Below are 16,493 nucleotides of genomic sequence, written 5' to 3' on the forward strand. Positions count from 1 at the left end.
CCATCCATTGTCGCTGCGGCTACGAATACCTCGCGAAGTGTGTAGCGCGACGAGAAAGTGCCGATGCCAGTGACCGAATCACTGCCCATAGACCGTGAACCGCTGGCGATAGTCGGGATCGGATGTCGATTCCCCGGCGGTGCCGATTCGGCGCAGGCCTTCTGGCGGCTGCTGTGCGACGAGGTCGATGCCACCGGTGACGTTCCTGCGTCACGGTGGGATGCGGCGCGCTACCACGACCCGAACCCGGCGAAGATGGGCAAGGTCGTCACACGCCGGGGCGGGTTCCTGTCCGAGATCGATCAGTTCGATCCCCAGTTCTTCGGCATCTCGCCGCGCGAGGCCCATTCCCTGGACCCCAGCAGCGCCTTCTGCTGGAGGCCACCTGGGAGGCGTTCGAAGACGGGGGGATACCCGCCGATCGGCTGGCTGGTACCGACGTCGGCGTGTTCATCGGCGGCTTCACGCTGGACTATCAACTCCTGCAGAACCAGGGCCGCAGCAGTCGCTACCGGTTCAAGGCCCATTCGGCCACCGGGATGATGATGACCATGCTGGCGAACCGCATCTCCCATGCGTTCGACTTCCGCGGTCCGAGCATGACGATCGATACGGCCTGCTCGAGCTCGCTGGTCGCCGTGCACCTTGCGGCGCAGAGTATCTGGAATGGCGAGTGTGCAGTGGCGCTCGCCGGCGGTGTGAACATCATGGGCGGTCCCAATACCGCGATCGCCGAATCGAGAAGCGGATTCCTCAGCCCCGAGGGGCGGAGCAAGGCCCTTCTCCGATTCGGCGGACGGGTATGCACGGGGTGAGGGCGGCGCAGTCGTCATCATCAAATCGCTCGCGCAGGCGCTGACCGACGGCGACGACGTCTACGCGCAGATTCTCGGGACCGCCGTCTCGCAGGACGGGCACACCGACGGAATCACGGTGCCGCGTGAAGAAGCTCAGGAAGCCGCGATCCGAACGGCGCTGCGGCGCGCCGGCGTCACACCCACCCAGGTCGGGTATGTGGAAGCGCATGGGACGGGTACGCCGGTCGGTGATCCCATCGAGATGCGGGCGTTGGCACACGCACTCACATCAGACCGTTCGGCCACGCAGCCCCTGCTGATCGGTTCTGTCAAGACGAATATCGGTCACCTCGAAGCCGGGGCCGGAGTGGCCGGGCTGATCAAGGCGGCGCTGGTCGCCAAACACGCATATGTCCCGGCCAACCTGCATCTGCAGAACCCGACCACGCACGTCTCGGTCGCTGAACTCAAACTCGACATCCCCTCCGCGGGAAGGCCCTTCCCCGAGACCGGTCGTCGGGTGGTCGGGGTCAACTCGTTCGGATTCGGGGGCACCAATGCCCACGTGGTCCTGGCCGAACCCCCGGTCGCGCGGCGGGAGACCGCAGCAGACACCGAGGCCCTGCCGCTGACCGTGCTGCCGATATCGGGGCGCAGCGAGCAGGCGCTCATTGCGTCGGCCGCTCGGTTGGCCGACCACCTGGACAGCCATCCCGACATCACGCTGCCCGACCTCGGCTACACCCTGGCCCGGCGGCGGGCGCACCTCAGCCATCGGCACACGCTGATCGCCGAAGACATCGCCGATGCGCGTGAACAATTGCGTGCCGTCGGCAACGGCGGTGAGATCACGACCGGTCGAACCGCATCCACCGCGCCCAAAGTGGCCTTCGTCTGCACCGGCATGGGTCCGCAGTGGTGGCAGATGTGCCGGGGATTGCTGGACGTGTTCCCGGTCTTCACCGCGAGCATCCTGCGCAGCTCGCGAGAATTGTCGAAGTACGCGGACTGGTCGCTGATCGAGGAACTGCGACGTGATGAATCCGCTTCCCGGATGGGTGACACCGAATTCGCCCAGCCGGCCAACTTCGCGATCCAGGTCGCCCTGGCCGAACAGCTCGCCCACTTCGGGATCACACCGGACGCCGTGATCGGCCACAGCGCAGGTGAAGTCGCGGCCCACCACCTCGCCGGGCTGCTCTCTTTCGAGCAGGCCATCGAGGTGGTCCATCACCGCAGCCGACTGCAACAGCGCACCAGTGGGCAGGGCCGGATGCTGGCCGTCGGCCTGGACGCCGAAACCCTCATGCAGACTCTCGACGAGAAGATGATCGACGAATTCGGTCGACGGGTGTCGATCGCCGCCATCAACAGTCCTGCGGCGGTCACCGTCGCAGGCGACGGTGATGTCCTGGAAGACATTGCCCGCCAATTGGATGAGGCGCAGATCTTCAACCGGTACCTCACGGTGAAGGTCCCGTACCACACCCACTACATGGACGCGATCAAGGACGAGCTCTACGGCGCCCTCTCGGGTCTGTCGTCGAAGTCCGCTGAGCTGCCGCTCTATTCGACGGTCACCGGTGAACTGTTGACCCGCTATGACGCCGGCGCGGCCTACTGGTGGCAGAACACCCGGGCCACCGTTCTCTTCGAACCCGCGCTGCGCCGGATGCTCGACGATGGTTACACCCATTTCATCGAGCTCGGACCGCACCCGGTGCTGGCCGCATCCATCTTGGAGATCGCCGGAACGCAGCGGGTCTCGGTGACGGCCACGCAGCGGCGCGAGGACGACGACGTTCGTGCGCTGTTGAACTGTGTCGGCGTTCTGCACAACGCGGGCCACGATATCGCCTGGGACTGCGTGCATCCCCGCGGCGACGCTCGGTTGCTGAAAATTCCGAGCTATCCGTGGCAGACCAAACGCTTCTGGTACGACAATTACGAAATCGACGAGACGTTGTTCTACCGGCCGGTGCATCCGCTGCTCGGCCAGCCCATCCGCGGGGTACATCCGACCTGGGAAGCCGAGATCAGCACCGCCACCCTCGAATTCCTCGCCGATCACCGGGTTCAGGGCAGCGTGGTCGTTCCCGGAGCGGTGTACGTCGAGATGGCGCTGGCCGCAGCCAGGGAAACCTACGGATCCGACCACAGCATCGACAATCTGGTGCTGCACCGTGCCGTCATCCTGGACGACACGTGCGATCCCATCATCAGGACCACCCTGAACAAGGACGACGGCACACTGGAATTCGCGTCCTTCACGGTCACTTCGGACGGTGATCTCAAGTGGGCTATCACCGCGACCGCCGAACTCGGCACACTTGCGGCGCCGACCGATCCGGGCGGTGTGCAGGAGGTGGGCCCGCGCGCCGAGATGGACGGTGAGCAGTTCTACCGCCGCACGAGTGACCTCGGATTCGACTACGGCGATGCGTTCCGGGCGGTCTCCGGTGTGACAGCCGGTCACGACTGGGCGGTCGCCGAGCTGACGATACCCGCCCGGGTCGCCGCGGAGGTCGGGCAATACCGCTTCCACCCCGCACTCATCGACGGGGCCTTCCAAACCCTTTTCGGCGCACCGTTCTCCGGGCAAGAGGAGAACGAGGACCCCTACCTACCCACCCGCATACGGCACTGCGCCGTCTATGGGCCGCCTGCTGCGGACATGAGGGTGCAGGTGCGCGTGGTCTCGGCAACCAGAGATGCGGTCGAATGCGATATCTCGATCACCGATGACCGGGGTGGTGTGCTCGCCGTGTTCGACGGGTTCACGGTGCAATCGTTGAGCTCGTCTTCCAGGATGTCGGTCGAGCACATCGACAAGGGACTGTACGAGTTGCAGTGGTCCGAGATGGCCGACACCGCAACGGACACCGTCGCCGGGTCCGACGTCGAAGCCCTGTGCTGGCTGGTGCTGGCCGACGATTCCGGTGTCGGAAAGGCGCTCGCCGACGACATGCGGTCACGCGGTCACCGCGTCGACACCGTGCAGTACCCGGCTGACGGCGTCGACTGGAACGCGCTGATCGACGGACTCACCACCGGTGAGCGCGGACTTGCCGGCATCATCGATTGCTGGCCGTTGGACATGTCGGCGGACAACGGCGACTCCGACGACATCGGCCCATTCACCGTTCTTCGACTGGTGAAGGCGTTGGCCGAGTTGAGGGCCGGGAACCCGAGACTCTTTCTGGTGACCGCCAACTCGCAGGCAGCACCCGGCACCACGCTGACCGGCGCGGACCAGGCCTCGATATGGGGTCTGGGCCGCGTCATCGGCCACCAGGAGTTCTCCACATACTGGGGCGGCCTCATCGATATCGACAGCGTCGACAACCAGGTGGAGATCGCGAAGCGAATCTCCGACCATGTGCTCGGTGACGGCAGCGAAGATCAGATCGCGATCCGGGGAGCCACGACGTTCGTCCCTCGACTCCGGCTGTGCAAGGACCTGACCTACCCGTTCCCCACCAAGCTTTCCGCCGATGCGACGTACGTCGTCACCGGCGGGGCCGGAGCGCTGGGCAGGGTCGTGGCCACCTACCTCGCCGAACGCGGTGCACGCCACATCACCCTGCTCGGGCGGACTCCCGTCCCGCCGAGATCCCAATGGGCCGAGCTGGTCGATGGTGATCGGCACTTCGAGACCGTCACCGCACTCCGGATGATCGAGCGGCTCGGTGCTCATATCGAAACGGCCAGTGTCGATGTCACGGTTGCCGATGACGTCACCTCGTGGCTGGCCGACCATCTTTCGCGCGGCGGGCGGCCGGTGCGTGGAATCGTGCACGCCGCCGGTGCGGTGAGCGACCAACTGCTGATCAACATGCGCGAAGAGGACTACGCGAAGGTGACCGCACCGAAGATCACCGGTGCCAGGGTGCTTCACCATGCCTTCGAGGGGCAGAATCTGGACTTCTTCGTCATGTTCGGTTCCGCCGGTTCGACCATCGCTGCCCCTGGGCAGGGAAATTACGCGGCCGCCAACGCCTTTCTCGATGCCTACGCGTACCAGCTTCGCGGGCAGGGACTTCCGGCCCTCACGATCGGTTGGGGGCCATGGTCGGTCGGAATGGTCGAAGAGCTCAAGCTGGAGAAGGTGTACGCGCAGCGGGGGATCGAGCTCATCACGCCCGCCGTCGGCGCTCGAATCCTCGATAGGCTGATCAAGCAGACCGTGCCCAGTGTCGTGGCGATCACCGTTGATTGGAGCCGGGCCCGCCAGGCAGCAATGGGCGGGCCGCTGCCGGCGATGTTCGGCGAACTCGAATCCGTCGACACGGGCGCGGCGCAGGACGCCTCGGGATCGTCGATCCTCGACGTGCTCGCCGCGACCCCGGAGACCGGTCGCGCCGCTCTCATCTCCGAGCGTGTCCTGGAGGTCGTGGCCGACGTGTTCGACTGCGGCGTGGCCGATATCGACACCGGTGCCATGCTCGACGACATCGGTCTGGATTCGATGATGGCGATGGAGTTCCGGGTGCGCATCAACGTGACCTTCTCGATCGATGTCCCCGTGCTGGAGATACTGCGTGGTGTCAGCGTGAACTCGCTGTCCGACCGGATCCTCACCGAGTTGGAGGCGATTCACGGTGATGCGCCCGCCTCGGACGAGTCGGCGGCCGACGACCAGCCAGATGTGGACGATGACGATGTCGACGTCTTGCTGGACGATCTGTCCGAATCAGAACTGCGAGCGCTGCTGGCGGAGATCGAGGCCGACGGCGCACAACCGGATGCCGGAAGACTCCAGTCGTGAGTGGTGCGGCCCCCTCCCGGGCTGTCCAGGTGCGGGGTCTGTCCAAGTCGTACGGAACACTGCGTGCGGTCGACGATCTCGACCTCGATGTCGAATACGGGGAGATCTTTTCGATTCTCGGGCCGAATGGCGCGGGCAAGTCGACGACCGTCGAGATCCTCGAGGGAAACCGCAGGCGTGATGCGGGGCAGGTGAGCGTGCTCGGAGCAGACCCGGGCACGGCGGGCAGACAGTGGCGCGCACGGATCGGCATCGTTCTCCAAGAGGTCAGTGATGCCGGGATGCTCACCGTGGGTGAAACCGTGCAGATGTTCGGTAGTTGTTACGGTGCGGCCAGGGAACCGGCGGAGGTGCTCGATCTCGTCGGTCTCGCATCGGTCGTCGAGGCGAGGGTCGGGACACTGTCGGGCGGTCAGCGCCGGCGCCTCGATGTCGCCCTCGGCATCGTGGGCCGGCCCGAGTTGCTGTTCCTGGACGAACCGACCACCGGATTCGACCCCGAAGCCCGGCAACAGTTCTGGGAACTCATCAGGCTGCTGGCGGCAGACGGCACGACGATCTTGATGACGACGCACTACCTCGAAGAGGCGGCCGCACTGGCAGACCGGGTCGCCGTCGTCGCCGGCGGGGCGGTGGTCGCGGTCGACTCGCCTGCCCGGCTGATCGAACATGTCGACACCGCTGCGACTGTCCGGTGGATGGAGGGCGGCCGGGAGCGGGTGGAACGGACAGCAGCACCCACCGAATTGATCCGCCGCCTCAGCAGCGGTGGCGCCGAACTGGATCGCCTGACGGTGACGCGCCCGACCCTCGAAGACGCCTATCTACAGCTGATCGGGCATTCGTGAGCACCGCCGGGCAGCACACCCGCACGCCGCTCCCGTCGGTGCTGCGCATCGGGTGGTCCCGGGTGGTCCCGGAACTGAAGATGTTCTACCGCAGACCCGAGCAGGTGGTGTTGACCTTCACGATGCCGGCCGTGATCTGTCTGCTGCTGGGGTCCATATTCTCGGCGGAGTTGCCCTACGGCAACGTCAGCACCGGCGCGGTGATCGCCGCCAGCATGCTCGCCTACGGCATCCTTTCGACGTCTTTCGTGAACTTGGGCATCAGTATCGCCGCTGATCGGGAGACCGGGGCCCTGCGCCGCCTGCACGGAACGCCGACGACGGCAACGTCCTACTTCATCGGCAAGATCATGTTGGTGTTCGTGGTCAGTCTGGCCGAGGCGGTGCTGCTGCTGGCGGTGGGTGTGCTCGCGTTCGGACTTCGGCTGCCCACAGACGTTTTCGGGTGGTTCACCCTGACCTGGGTGTTCCTGCTGGGCGTCATCAGCTGTTCGTTGCTCGGCGTGCTGATCAGCAACGTCGCAAGCAGTGCGGTATCGGCCGCCGCCATGACCAACGGTCCCGCGGTCGGTCTGCAGTTCGTGTCGGGAACCTACGTCCCGATCATGGTGCTCCCGACGTGGATGCTGGTGATCGGCTCGTTGTTCCCGGTCAAATGGATGGCGCAGGGTTTCCGATCGGTGCTGCTGCCACCCGAAATGGCCGCCATCGAACCGGCAGGCAGCTGGGAGCACTGGCGGATCTTCTTCGTGCTGGCGGCATGGAGCATCGGGGGGCTGATCGGTTGCCTCACCGTCTTCCGCTGGTCGGAATCACGCTGACCTGCTTGCGAACTGATCGCGGATGAAGGCGAGTAATCTCCGGCTCGCCGGTGTGGCGGCCGTCGGTGACCACGCGAGTGCGATCTCGCGCCGGTAGCTGCTCGGGGACAGTGCGATCTCTACGATGTCCGGTGCGCTGCGTTCGTCGTGGGGGAGCAGCGCGATGCCGAGTCCGCGGCCGATCAGCTCGTGCATGGTGGCGAACTCGGTGAGCTCGACGGCGATCTTCGGGGTGAAACCGGCTTCTGCGCACCAGCTCTCGGTCAGTTGGCGCAGGTTATAGCTCATCGGGTTCGCGATGAACGCTTCGTCGTGCAGCTCTTTGAGGCGCAACCTCTTGCGTCCCGCAAGACGGTGCCGCACCGGCAGTACGGCGAGGATCGACTGCGCCCCGATCACCTGGTGGCGCACCTCATCCGACGCCGGGATCATCACCGCCACGTCGAGCTCACCCGACTTGAGATCGGAGGTCAACTGCGTCCCGTGTGCCTGTTTGATCTGCAACCGGATCCCGGGTGCGCGACGACGGAACTCCGCGATCAGGGTCGGCAACCGGCCCGAGCCCATGGTCAGCGGGAAGCCGAATCGCACGGTGCCGTGCTGCGCGTCCGCCTCTCCGGCGATGGCCTCCACCGCTGCTTCCAGGGCGTGCAGCGGGCCTCGGGCCCGATCCACCAGCCGGACGGCGGCCGGTGTCAGTCGCACCGTGCGGCCGTCCTGGATGAGCAGGCGAAGCCCGAGCGTCTTCTCCAGGGCGTGGATCCGCCTGCTCATCGACGACTGGGGGATGCCGAGACTGTCGGCGGCCCGCGTCATGTGAGCCTCATGCGCCGCCAACTCGTCCAGGGCGCGCAGCTGCGGTGCGAGCTCGCCCATCCAACGATCCATATACGGATCATAATCACCTGAACATTCATTGGACGGATCAAAGCTGCGGGCTCATGGTGGATTCATGAATGAGCATCAAGCAGTCGACATCGTCCTCATCGGCGGCGGCATCATGTCCGCGACCCTCGGCGCCATGCTTGCGGTGCAGGAGCGCACGCGGCGGATCGTCATCATCGAACGCGCCGACGACGTGGCCACCGAGAGCAGCCAGGCCTGGAACAACGCCGGCACGGGCCATTCCGGCTTCTGCGAGCTCAACTACATGCCCGACCCCACCGACGGCGCCGCAGCGATCGGGATCGCCGAGCAGTTTCAGTTGTCCCGGAGGTGGTGGGACCGACTTGCGGCCCAGGGGCTGCTGGATCAGAGCACCTTTCTGCACACCGCGGCGCACATGGACGTGGTGTTCGGCGACCGAGATATCGCCTACCTACGCCGGCGATTCGAGACGCTGCACCGCGATCCGATGTTCGCTCACCTGGAGTACAGCGAGGACCCGGCCACCATCGCGGGCTGGGCGCCACTGGTGATGGAAGGCCGTGCAGCGGATGAGCGGGTCGCGGCGACCCGGCATCCTGGCGGCACCGATATCGACTTCGGCGTGCTGACATCCGCTCTGGTGCGGATCATCACCGATCGGGGAGGCCGGCTGCTGCTGCGCCACGATGTACGGGCCGTGGCGCGGGCGGCCGATGGATCCTGGCGGGTTTCCGGCCGGAATGCCGAGGGTGTCTTCGACGTACGGGCACCGGTGGTTTTCGTCGGGGCCGGCGGGAATGCCCTGCGGCTGCTGCAGCGTGCGAAGATCCCGGAGGTCCGCGGCTACGGAGTGCTGCCGGTGGGCGCGGCCTTCCTGCGCTGTTCGGACCCATACGTCGTAGCCCGGCACGACGCCAAGGTGTACGGGCAGGCCCCGACCGGGGCACCGCCGATGTCGGTGCCGCACCTGGACAAGCGAGTCGTCGACGGCGACGGTCACCTGATGTTCGGTCCGTACGCCACGTTCAGCACCAAACTGCTCAAGCACGGCCGCCGCACCGACTTCTTCACCACGCTGCGTTGGCACAACGTGGCCGTGCTCGCAACCGCGGTGTGGTCGAACCTGGCGCTGGTGCGGTATCTCATCGGCCAGTTGCTCGCGGGGCGCCGGCGACGGCATGCGCATCTGCGGCGGTACTACCCGAACGCGGATCCGGGGCAGTGGGAGCTGATCACCGCGGGGCAGCGAGCCCAGCTGGTCACCCCGGACGCCCGGCATCGGGGAGTGCTGCGCTCGGGTACCGAATTGGTGGTATCGGCTGACGGCACAATCGCAGGGTTGCTCGGAGCCTCGCCAGGAGCGTCCACGGCAGTGCCGATCATGATCGATCTGCTGCAGCGCTGGGGTCACCGCGTCGGCACCGACCATCTGGCATCCTGAGGTCATGACGGATCCGCAGTCGTACGGGGGCGACCCGGGCAACTTCCCACCGCCGGGCTACCAGCCGCCGCCCGGCGGTGCCGGTTTCCCGCCACTCGGCCAGCCGGGTTACCCGCCGCCCCCGGGTGCGTACTTCGATCCGCTGGCCCCCTACGGGCGGCATCCCATGACCGGGGAGCCGTTTTCCGAGAAGTCCAAGGTCATCGCCGGCCTGCTGCAGCTGTTGGGGTTGTTCGGCATCCTCGGCATCGGACGCTTCTACCTGGGCTACACCGGACTGGGTGTGGCGCAGCTGCTGGTCGGCATCTTCACCTGCGGAATCGGTGCCATCATCTGGGGCATCATCGATGCAATCCTGCTGCTGACCGACAAGGTGCGCGACCCGCAAGGCCGCCCGCTGCGCGATGGCACCTGAGAGCGCGACCACCCGAGCCGGGCTGATCGGCGCCGGGGCGGCCGGCGCCGGCGCCCTGGCCTATATCGGCCTGGCCGACCCGCACCGGCCCGGGTTCCTGTTTCCCGGCTGCCCGTTCAAGGCGCTCACCGGCCTGGATTGCCCGGCGTGCGGTGGGCTGCGGATGACGCACGATCTGCTGAACGGCGATCTGACGGCCGCCGTCGTGGACAACGTCTTCCTCCTGGTGGCGTTGCCGGCGTTGGCGGTGTGGCTGGTGGTGCGGTGGCGGCGCGGCCTGACGCTCATGCCGATGGCGGCCACCGTCACGGTCGTCGTGGCCGCGGTGGCATGGACCGTGGTCCGCAACTGGCCGGGGTTCCCGCTGGTCCCCACCGTTCTCACCGGCTGAATATCGCCGGGAAGTAACACGTTCTCGCTGATACACTGCAGCTTCGGGCCGATGCAGTCCCTCCTATCGTCACGGAGACTGCGGAGGTAGATTCGCTTGCTGTTCTCGGCACTTCCCAAGGCCCAAGGCTTATACGACCCGGACAACGAATCGGATTCCTGTGGCGTCGCCATGATCGCCGATATCGGGGGTCGACGCTCACACGGCATCGTCTCGGACGGACTCACCGCGTTGGAGCACCTGGAGCATCGCGGCGCGGCCGGCGCCGAGCCGAACAGCGGCGACGGCGCCGGAATCCTGATCCAGCTGCCGGTGGAGTTGTTCGCCGCAGTCGTCGATTTCGAGCTTCCGCAGCCAAATGCAGACGGCGCCAACACCTTCGCCGCCGGAATCTGTTTCCTGCCGCAGGATCCGGTCGCCCGCGCCGCCGAGTGCGCACGAATCGAGGCCATCGCCGCCGAGGAGCACCTGGCGGTCCTGGGCTGGCGCGAGCTGCCGATCGATCCCGGCGGCGCCGAAGTGGGTGCCACCGCGGTGGGCTGTATGCCTTATATGGCACAGCTTTTCGTCACCGCTTCCGGCGGCTGCGGCGGCATCGACCTGGACCGCCGGGTGTATCCGTTGCGCAAGCGGGCCGAACAGGGTGCGGTCTACTTCCCGTCGCTGTCCAGTCGAACCATCGCCTACAAGGGCATGCTCACCACGATGCAGCTGCCGCAGTTCTTTCCGGATCTGCGCGACGATCGCTGCATGAGTGCCATCGCCATCGTGCACAGCCGCTTCTCCACGAACACCTTCCCGTCGTGGCCGCTGGCGCATCCATTCCGGTTCGTGGCGCACAACGGGGAAATCAACACCGTCCGTGGCAACCGCAACAGGATGCATGCCCGCGAAGCCAAGTTGAGCAGCTCACTCATCCCCGGTGAACTGAGCCGCCTTTCGCCGATCTGCCCCAAGGACGGGTCGGACTCCGCGTCGTTCGATCAGGTACTGGAGCTGCTGCACCTGGGTGGCCGCAGCCTGCCGCACGCGGTGCTGATGATGATCCCGGAGGCCTGGGAGAACAACGCCACCATGGACCCGGCGCGGCGCGCGTTCTGGCAGTTCCATGCCTCGCTGATGGAGCCGTGGGACGGCCCCGCGTGTGTGACCTTCACCGATGGCACCGTCGTCGGTGCGGTTTTGGACCGCAACGGATTACGGCCCGGCCGCTGGTGGCGCACCATCGACAACCGCATCATCCTGGCCAGTGAGAGCGGCGTGCTCGACGTGCCCAGCGCCGAGGTGGTGGCCAAAGGGCGCCTCGAGCCCGGCAAGATGTTCCTGATCGACACCGCCGCAGGTCGCATCGTCTCCGATGACGAGATCAAGGACGAACTCGCCGGTGCGCACGCCTACGGCGAATGGCTGCATGCCGGGTTGCTCGATCTCAAGACCCTGCCGGATCGCGTTCGCGTGCAACCCAATCACGAATCGGTGGTGCGCAGGCAGGTGTCGTTCGGCTACACCGAGGAAGAACTGCGGGTGTTGCTGACGCCGATGGCGGCATCCGGGGCCGAACCGCTGGGCTCGATGGGCACCGACACTCCGATCGCGGTGATGTCGCAACGATCCCGGCTGCTCTACGACTATTTCGTCGAACTGTTCGCCCAGGTCACCAACCCCCCGCTGGATGCCATCCGCGAAGCCGTCGTCACCTCCATGAGTCGGGTGATGGGCCCCGAGGAGAACCTGTTGGAGCCGACAGCGGCATCGTGTCGCCAGATCAGGCTCGGCTGGCCGGTGCTCGACAACGACGATCTCAACAAGATCGTGCACGTCAACGACGACGGCGAGCAGCCCGGCCTGCGCACCGCCGTGCTGCGCGCCCTCTACGACGTGGAACGCGGTGGGGAAGGCCTCGCCGAGGCGCTGGAGGAGCTGCGGATCCGCGCGTGCGAGGCAATCGCGAAAGGCGCTCGTACGCTGGTGATCTCGGATCGCGACTCCGACCACACCAGGGCTCCGATACCGTCGCTGCTGGCCGTCTCCGCGGTGCACCACCACCTGGTGCACACCAAGGAACGCACCGGTGTCGGGCTGGTGGTGGAAAGCGGTGATGCCCGCGAGGTGCACCATATTGCGATGCTGATCGGTTTCGGCGCCGCAGCGGTCAACCCGTACCTGGCCTTCGAATCGATCGAGGACCTGATCCGCGAAGGGGAGCTCACCGGTATCGAGCCGGCCACCGCGGTGCGCAACTACCTCACCGCGCTCGGCAAGGGCGTGATGAAGGTGATGAGCAAGATGGGTATCTCGACGGTGTCCTCCTACACCGGCGCCCAGGCGTTCGAGGCGATCGGGCTGGACCGCGCCGTCATCGACGAGTACTTCACCGGCACGCCGATGCAACTCGGCGGTATCGGCCTGGACGTGCTGGCCCAGGAGGTCAGGTTCCGGCACCGGCGCGCCTATCCCGAAAACCCCACCGAACGGGCGTACCGGCGGTTGTCGGTCGGCGGGGAGTACCAGTTCCGCCGCGATGGCGAGCTGCACCTGTTCACCCCGGAAGTGGTCTTCCTGCTGCAGCATTCGACCCGCACCGGACGCCACGACGTCTTCGCCAAGTACTCCGAGGAGGTCAACCGGCTCTCCCGTGAGGGTGGCGCGCTGCGCGGGCTGTTCGGCTTCAAGACCGGAATGCGCGCACCCGTGCCGCTCGAGGAAGTCGAATCGGCGGAAGCGATCGTGACGCGGTTCAACACCGGCGCCATGAGCTACGGCTCGATCTCGGCCGAGGCGCACGAGACGATGGCCATGGCGATGAACAAGCTTGGCGGACGCTCGAACTCCGGTGAGGGCGGCGAGGATGCCGACCGGCTGTATGACCCCAAACGGCGCAGCGCCGTGAAGCAGGTGGCGTCCGGACGGTTCGGCGTGACCAGCGACTACCTGGTGAATGCCACCGATATCCAGATCAAGATGGCCCAAGGCGCCAAACCTGGTGAGGGTGGCCAGCTTCCGGGGTACAAGGTGTATCCCAATATCGCCAAGACCCGGCATTCCACTCCCGGAGTGGGTTTGATCTCACCGCCACCGCATCACGACATCTACTCGATCGAAGATCTGGCGCAGCTGATCCACGACCTGAAGAACGCCAACGACAAGGCCCGTATCCACGTCAAGCTGGTCAGCTCGGTGGGTGTCGGTACGGTGGCCGCGGGCGTCTCGAAGGCACACGCCGACGTCGTGCTGATCTCCGGGTATGACGGCGGTACCGGCGCGGCGCCGCTGACCTCGCTCAAGCACGCCGGGGCACCGTGGGAGATCGGACTGGCCGACACCCAGCAGACACTGATGCTCAACGGCTTACGTGACCGCATCACCGTGCAGTGCGATGGCGGGATGCGCACCGCCCGCGATGTCATGGTCGCTGCATTGCTGGGGGCCGAGGAGTACGGATTCGCGACCGCGCCTCTGGTGGTCGCGGGCTGCATCATGATGCGGGTCTGCCACCTGGACACCTGCCCGGTCGGGGTGGCCACCCAGAATCCGGAACTGCGCGCGCGGTTCAACGGCAAACCCGAGTTCGTGGAGAACTTCTTCCAGTTCATCGCCGAGGACATCCGGACGATGCTCGCCGAACTCGGCTTCCGCAGCCTCGACGAGGCGATCGGGCGGGTGGAGATGCTCGACACCGCCGAAGGTGTCGCGCACTGGAAGAGTCACGGCCTCGACCTCAGCCCGATCTTCGCGGTCCCGACGGATGCGCACGGCGCCGAGATCACCGAGCGCCGCAGGTTGCGCGATCAGGATCACGGTCTGGCCCAGGCGCTGGACCAGACGCTGGTGGCGCTCGCCGACGGCGCTCTGGAGGACGCTCACCCGGTCCGGCTGGAACTGCCGGTGCGCAATGTGAACCGCACGGTGGGCACGCTGTTGGGTTCGGAGGTGACCCGCCGCTACGGTGCCGACGGTCTGCCCGATGACACCATCCATGTCACGCTGACCGGTTCGGCCGGGCAGTCGCTGGGCGCATTCCTGCCCCCAGGTGTCACCCTGGACCTGATCGGCGACGCCAACGACTATGTGGGCAAGGGCCTTTCGGGTGGACGCGTCATCGTCCGACCGCCCGATGATGTGCTGTTCCTGCCCGAGGACAACGTCATCGCCGGTAACACCCTGCTGTTCGGGGCCACCTCCGGCGAGGTCTTTCTGCGCGGACGGGTCGGGGAACGCTTCTGCGCCCGCAACTCCGGTGCGCTGGCCGTCGTCGAAGGCTGCGGCGACCACGCCTGCGAATACATGACCGGTGGGCGGGTGGTGGTGCTCGGCGACACCGGACGCAATATGGCGGCCGGGATGTCGGGCGGTATCGCCTTCGTGCTCGGCCTCGATCCGGCGAAGGTGAACACCGAGATGGTGGATCTGCAGCGCCTCGATCCCGAGGACCTGACCTGGCTGCATGACGTGGTGGCGCGGCACGCGCAGGCCACCGGGAGCACCGTTGCGGGCTCGCTACTGGCGGACTGGCCGCGCCGCAGCGCGCAGTTCACCAAGATCATGCCGACCGATTACGAGCGGGTGCTGCGCGCCACCCGGATGGCGAAGGCCGAAGGGCGAGACGTGGACACCGCGATCATGGAGGCCAGCCGTGGCTGATCCGAACGGTTTTCTGAGGGTTCGCAAGCTGGACGCGGCCAAGCGGCCGGTCGACGAGCGGGTCGGCGACTGGCATGAGGTGTATGAGAGCCAGGATCCGCACGAGCGGGCCGGCGAGGTCTCCCAGCAGGCCCGCCGCTGCATGGATTGTGGAATCCCGTTCTGCCACTCGGGAACTGCGGGTTGCCCGCTGGGCAATCTGATACCGGAGTGGAACGACCTGGTGCGCCGCGGGCGGTGGGACGCAGCCAGCGACCGCCTGCACGCCACCAACAACTTCCCGGAGTTCACCGGCAGGCTCTGTCCGGCTCCGTGCGAGGCGGCCTGCGTGCTGTCGATCGCCGAGGAGACCACAGGCGGCAGCGTCACCATCAAACGGATCGAACAGTCCATCGTCGACCACGCCTGGATGACGGGTTCGGTGGAGCCGCAGCCGCCGGCCATCGCGTCGGGACGCAGTGTGGCCGTGGTGGGTTCGGGCCCGGCCGGGCTGGCTGCCGCCCAGCAGCTCACCCGGGCCGGACACCACGTCACCGTCTACGAACGGGACAACCGCATCGGCGGGCTGATGCGCTACGGCATCCCGGAGTACAAGCTGGAGAAAGCGACCCTGAACCAGCGGCTGTCCCAGATGCGCGCCGAGGGAACGCGTTTCGTCACCGAGTGCGAGGTCGGCGTCGATCTCTCGATCGAGGCGCTGCGGGCCCAGCACGACGCCATCGTGCTGGCCGTCGGTGCGCTGAAGGGGAGGGACAACGACGTCGAGGGACGCGATCTCAACGGTGTGCATCTGGCGATGGAGCATCTGGTACCCGCCAACAAGGAATGCGAGGGTGACGGCCCCGCCGAGCTGACCGCCGCCGGCAAGCACGTCGTCATCATCGGTGGCGGCGACACCGGCGCTGACTGCCTGGGCACCGCGCACCGGCAGGGCGCCATCTCGGTGACCCAGCTGGACTACAACCCGGCACCGCCGGAGGCGCGCGACGACGAGCGTTCGCCGTGGCCCACCTGGCCGCTGCTGCTGCGCACCTCGCCGGCGCACGCCGAGGGCGGGGCTCGGCACTTCGAGGTGGCCGTGCAGCGGTTCCTCGGCGACGACCAGGGCAACGTGCGGGCCATGCAGATCGCCGAGGTCAAGGTCGAGCGGGACGGTCTCGGCCGCCGCGTGATCACCCCGGTCGGGGATCCCATCGAATTGCCGTGTGACCTGGCGCTGCTGGCCATCGGGTTCGAGGGTGTCGAGGAGATGGCGCTGCTGGACGGTCTCGGGCTGCGGCGCAACGGCCGCGGCACGCTGTCCTGCGGATCGGACTGGCAGACCGAGGAGCCCGGAGTCTTCGTGTGCGGCGACGCGCACCGGGGCGCGTCGCTGATCGTCTGGGCCATCGCCGAGGGCCGCAGCGCCGCCCACGCCGTGGACGCCTACCTCATGGGGGACTCGGACCTGCCGGCACCCGTGCGGCCCGGTGCCCTCCCTCTGGCCGTCATCTGAATCGATTAA

9 protein-coding genes and 1 pseudogene are annotated in these 16,493 nt (G+C 66.7%); 9 read left to right on the forward strand and 1 reads right to left on the reverse strand.

The genetic code is table 11. The features are described 5' to 3' along the window. The first annotated feature begins 63 nt into the window (after positions 1 to 63). The 4 genes and pseudogenes from EXE63_RS33145 (at position 64) to EXE63_RS27085 (ending at position 7,234) form a co-directional block, all read left to right on the forward strand. Positions 64 to 815 (forward strand): annotated as a pseudogene (locus EXE63_RS33145) (beta-ketoacyl synthase N-terminal-like domain-containing protein). A 118-nt stretch (positions 816 to 933) separates the two neighbouring features. Further along, a complete protein-coding gene (locus EXE63_RS27075) occupies positions 934 to 5,565 on the forward strand; it encodes a type I polyketide synthase (protein WP_234904286.1) in 4,632 nt (1,543 codons plus the stop codon). Continuing rightward, positions 5,562 to 6,413: an ABC transporter ATP-binding protein gene (locus tag EXE63_RS27080; protein ID WP_168144490.1), complete on the forward strand. Its 852-nt coding sequence runs from the start codon at positions 5,562 to 5,564 to the stop codon at positions 6,411 to 6,413. Before EXE63_RS27075 ends, EXE63_RS27080 begins: the two co-directional genes overlap by 4 nt. Next, complete coding sequence (locus EXE63_RS27085) at positions 6,410 to 7,234, forward strand: ABC transporter permease (RefSeq protein ID WP_168144491.1); 825 nt, start codon at positions 6,410 to 6,412, stop codon at positions 7,232 to 7,234. Before EXE63_RS27080 ends, EXE63_RS27085 begins: the two co-directional genes overlap by 4 nt. Here EXE63_RS27085 and EXE63_RS27090 read toward each other — a convergent pair. Further along, entirely contained in the window at positions 7,226 to 8,122 is an 897-nt protein-coding gene (locus EXE63_RS27090; protein WP_168144492.1) for a LysR family transcriptional regulator, read from the reverse strand. The genes EXE63_RS27085 and EXE63_RS27090 overlap by 9 nt on opposite strands. A gap of 64 nt (positions 8,123 to 8,186) precedes the next feature. On the opposite strand from EXE63_RS27090, the gene EXE63_RS27095 reads away from it, so the two are divergent. The 5 genes from EXE63_RS27095 to EXE63_RS27115 all read left to right on the forward strand — a co-directional run bounded on the left by EXE63_RS27095 (position 8,187) and on the right by EXE63_RS27115 (position 16,484). Next, on the forward strand, positions 8,187 to 9,542 hold the full coding sequence (locus EXE63_RS27095) for a malate:quinone oxidoreductase (protein WP_168144493.1): 1,356 nt from the start codon (positions 8,187 to 8,189) through the stop codon (positions 9,540 to 9,542). A gap of 4 nt (positions 9,543 to 9,546) precedes the next feature. Further along, positions 9,547 to 9,957 (forward strand): NINE protein, encoded by a 411-nt coding sequence (locus EXE63_RS27100; RefSeq protein WP_168144494.1) that lies wholly within the window; start codon positions 9,547 to 9,549, stop codon positions 9,955 to 9,957. Then, positions 9,947 to 10,348 carry a DUF2752 domain-containing protein gene (locus EXE63_RS27105; RefSeq protein WP_168144495.1) on the forward strand — a complete coding sequence of 134 codons (402 nt, stop codon included), beginning with the start codon at positions 9,947 to 9,949 and terminating at the stop codon, positions 10,346 to 10,348. Before EXE63_RS27100 ends, EXE63_RS27105 begins: the two co-directional genes overlap by 11 nt. A 96-nt stretch (positions 10,349 to 10,444) precedes the next feature. Continuing rightward, the gene (gene gltB, locus EXE63_RS27110; protein ID WP_168144496.1) at positions 10,445 to 14,989 is read left to right on the forward strand and encodes a glutamate synthase large subunit; all 4,545 of its coding nucleotides are present in this window, start codon (positions 10,445 to 10,447) and stop codon (positions 14,987 to 14,989) included. Beyond that, positions 14,982 to 16,484, forward strand: a complete 1,503-nt coding sequence (locus tag EXE63_RS27115; protein ID WP_168144497.1) for a glutamate synthase subunit beta — start codon at positions 14,982 to 14,984, stop codon at positions 16,482 to 16,484. Before gltB ends, EXE63_RS27115 begins: the two co-directional genes overlap by 8 nt. Positions 16,485 to 16,493 lie beyond the last annotated feature (9 nt).

The sequence above is a fragment of the Mycolicibacterium frederiksbergense genome (assembly GCF_012223425.1).
Taxonomy (GTDB): Bacteria; Actinomycetota; Actinomycetes; order Mycobacteriales; family Mycobacteriaceae; genus Mycobacterium; species Mycobacterium frederiksbergense.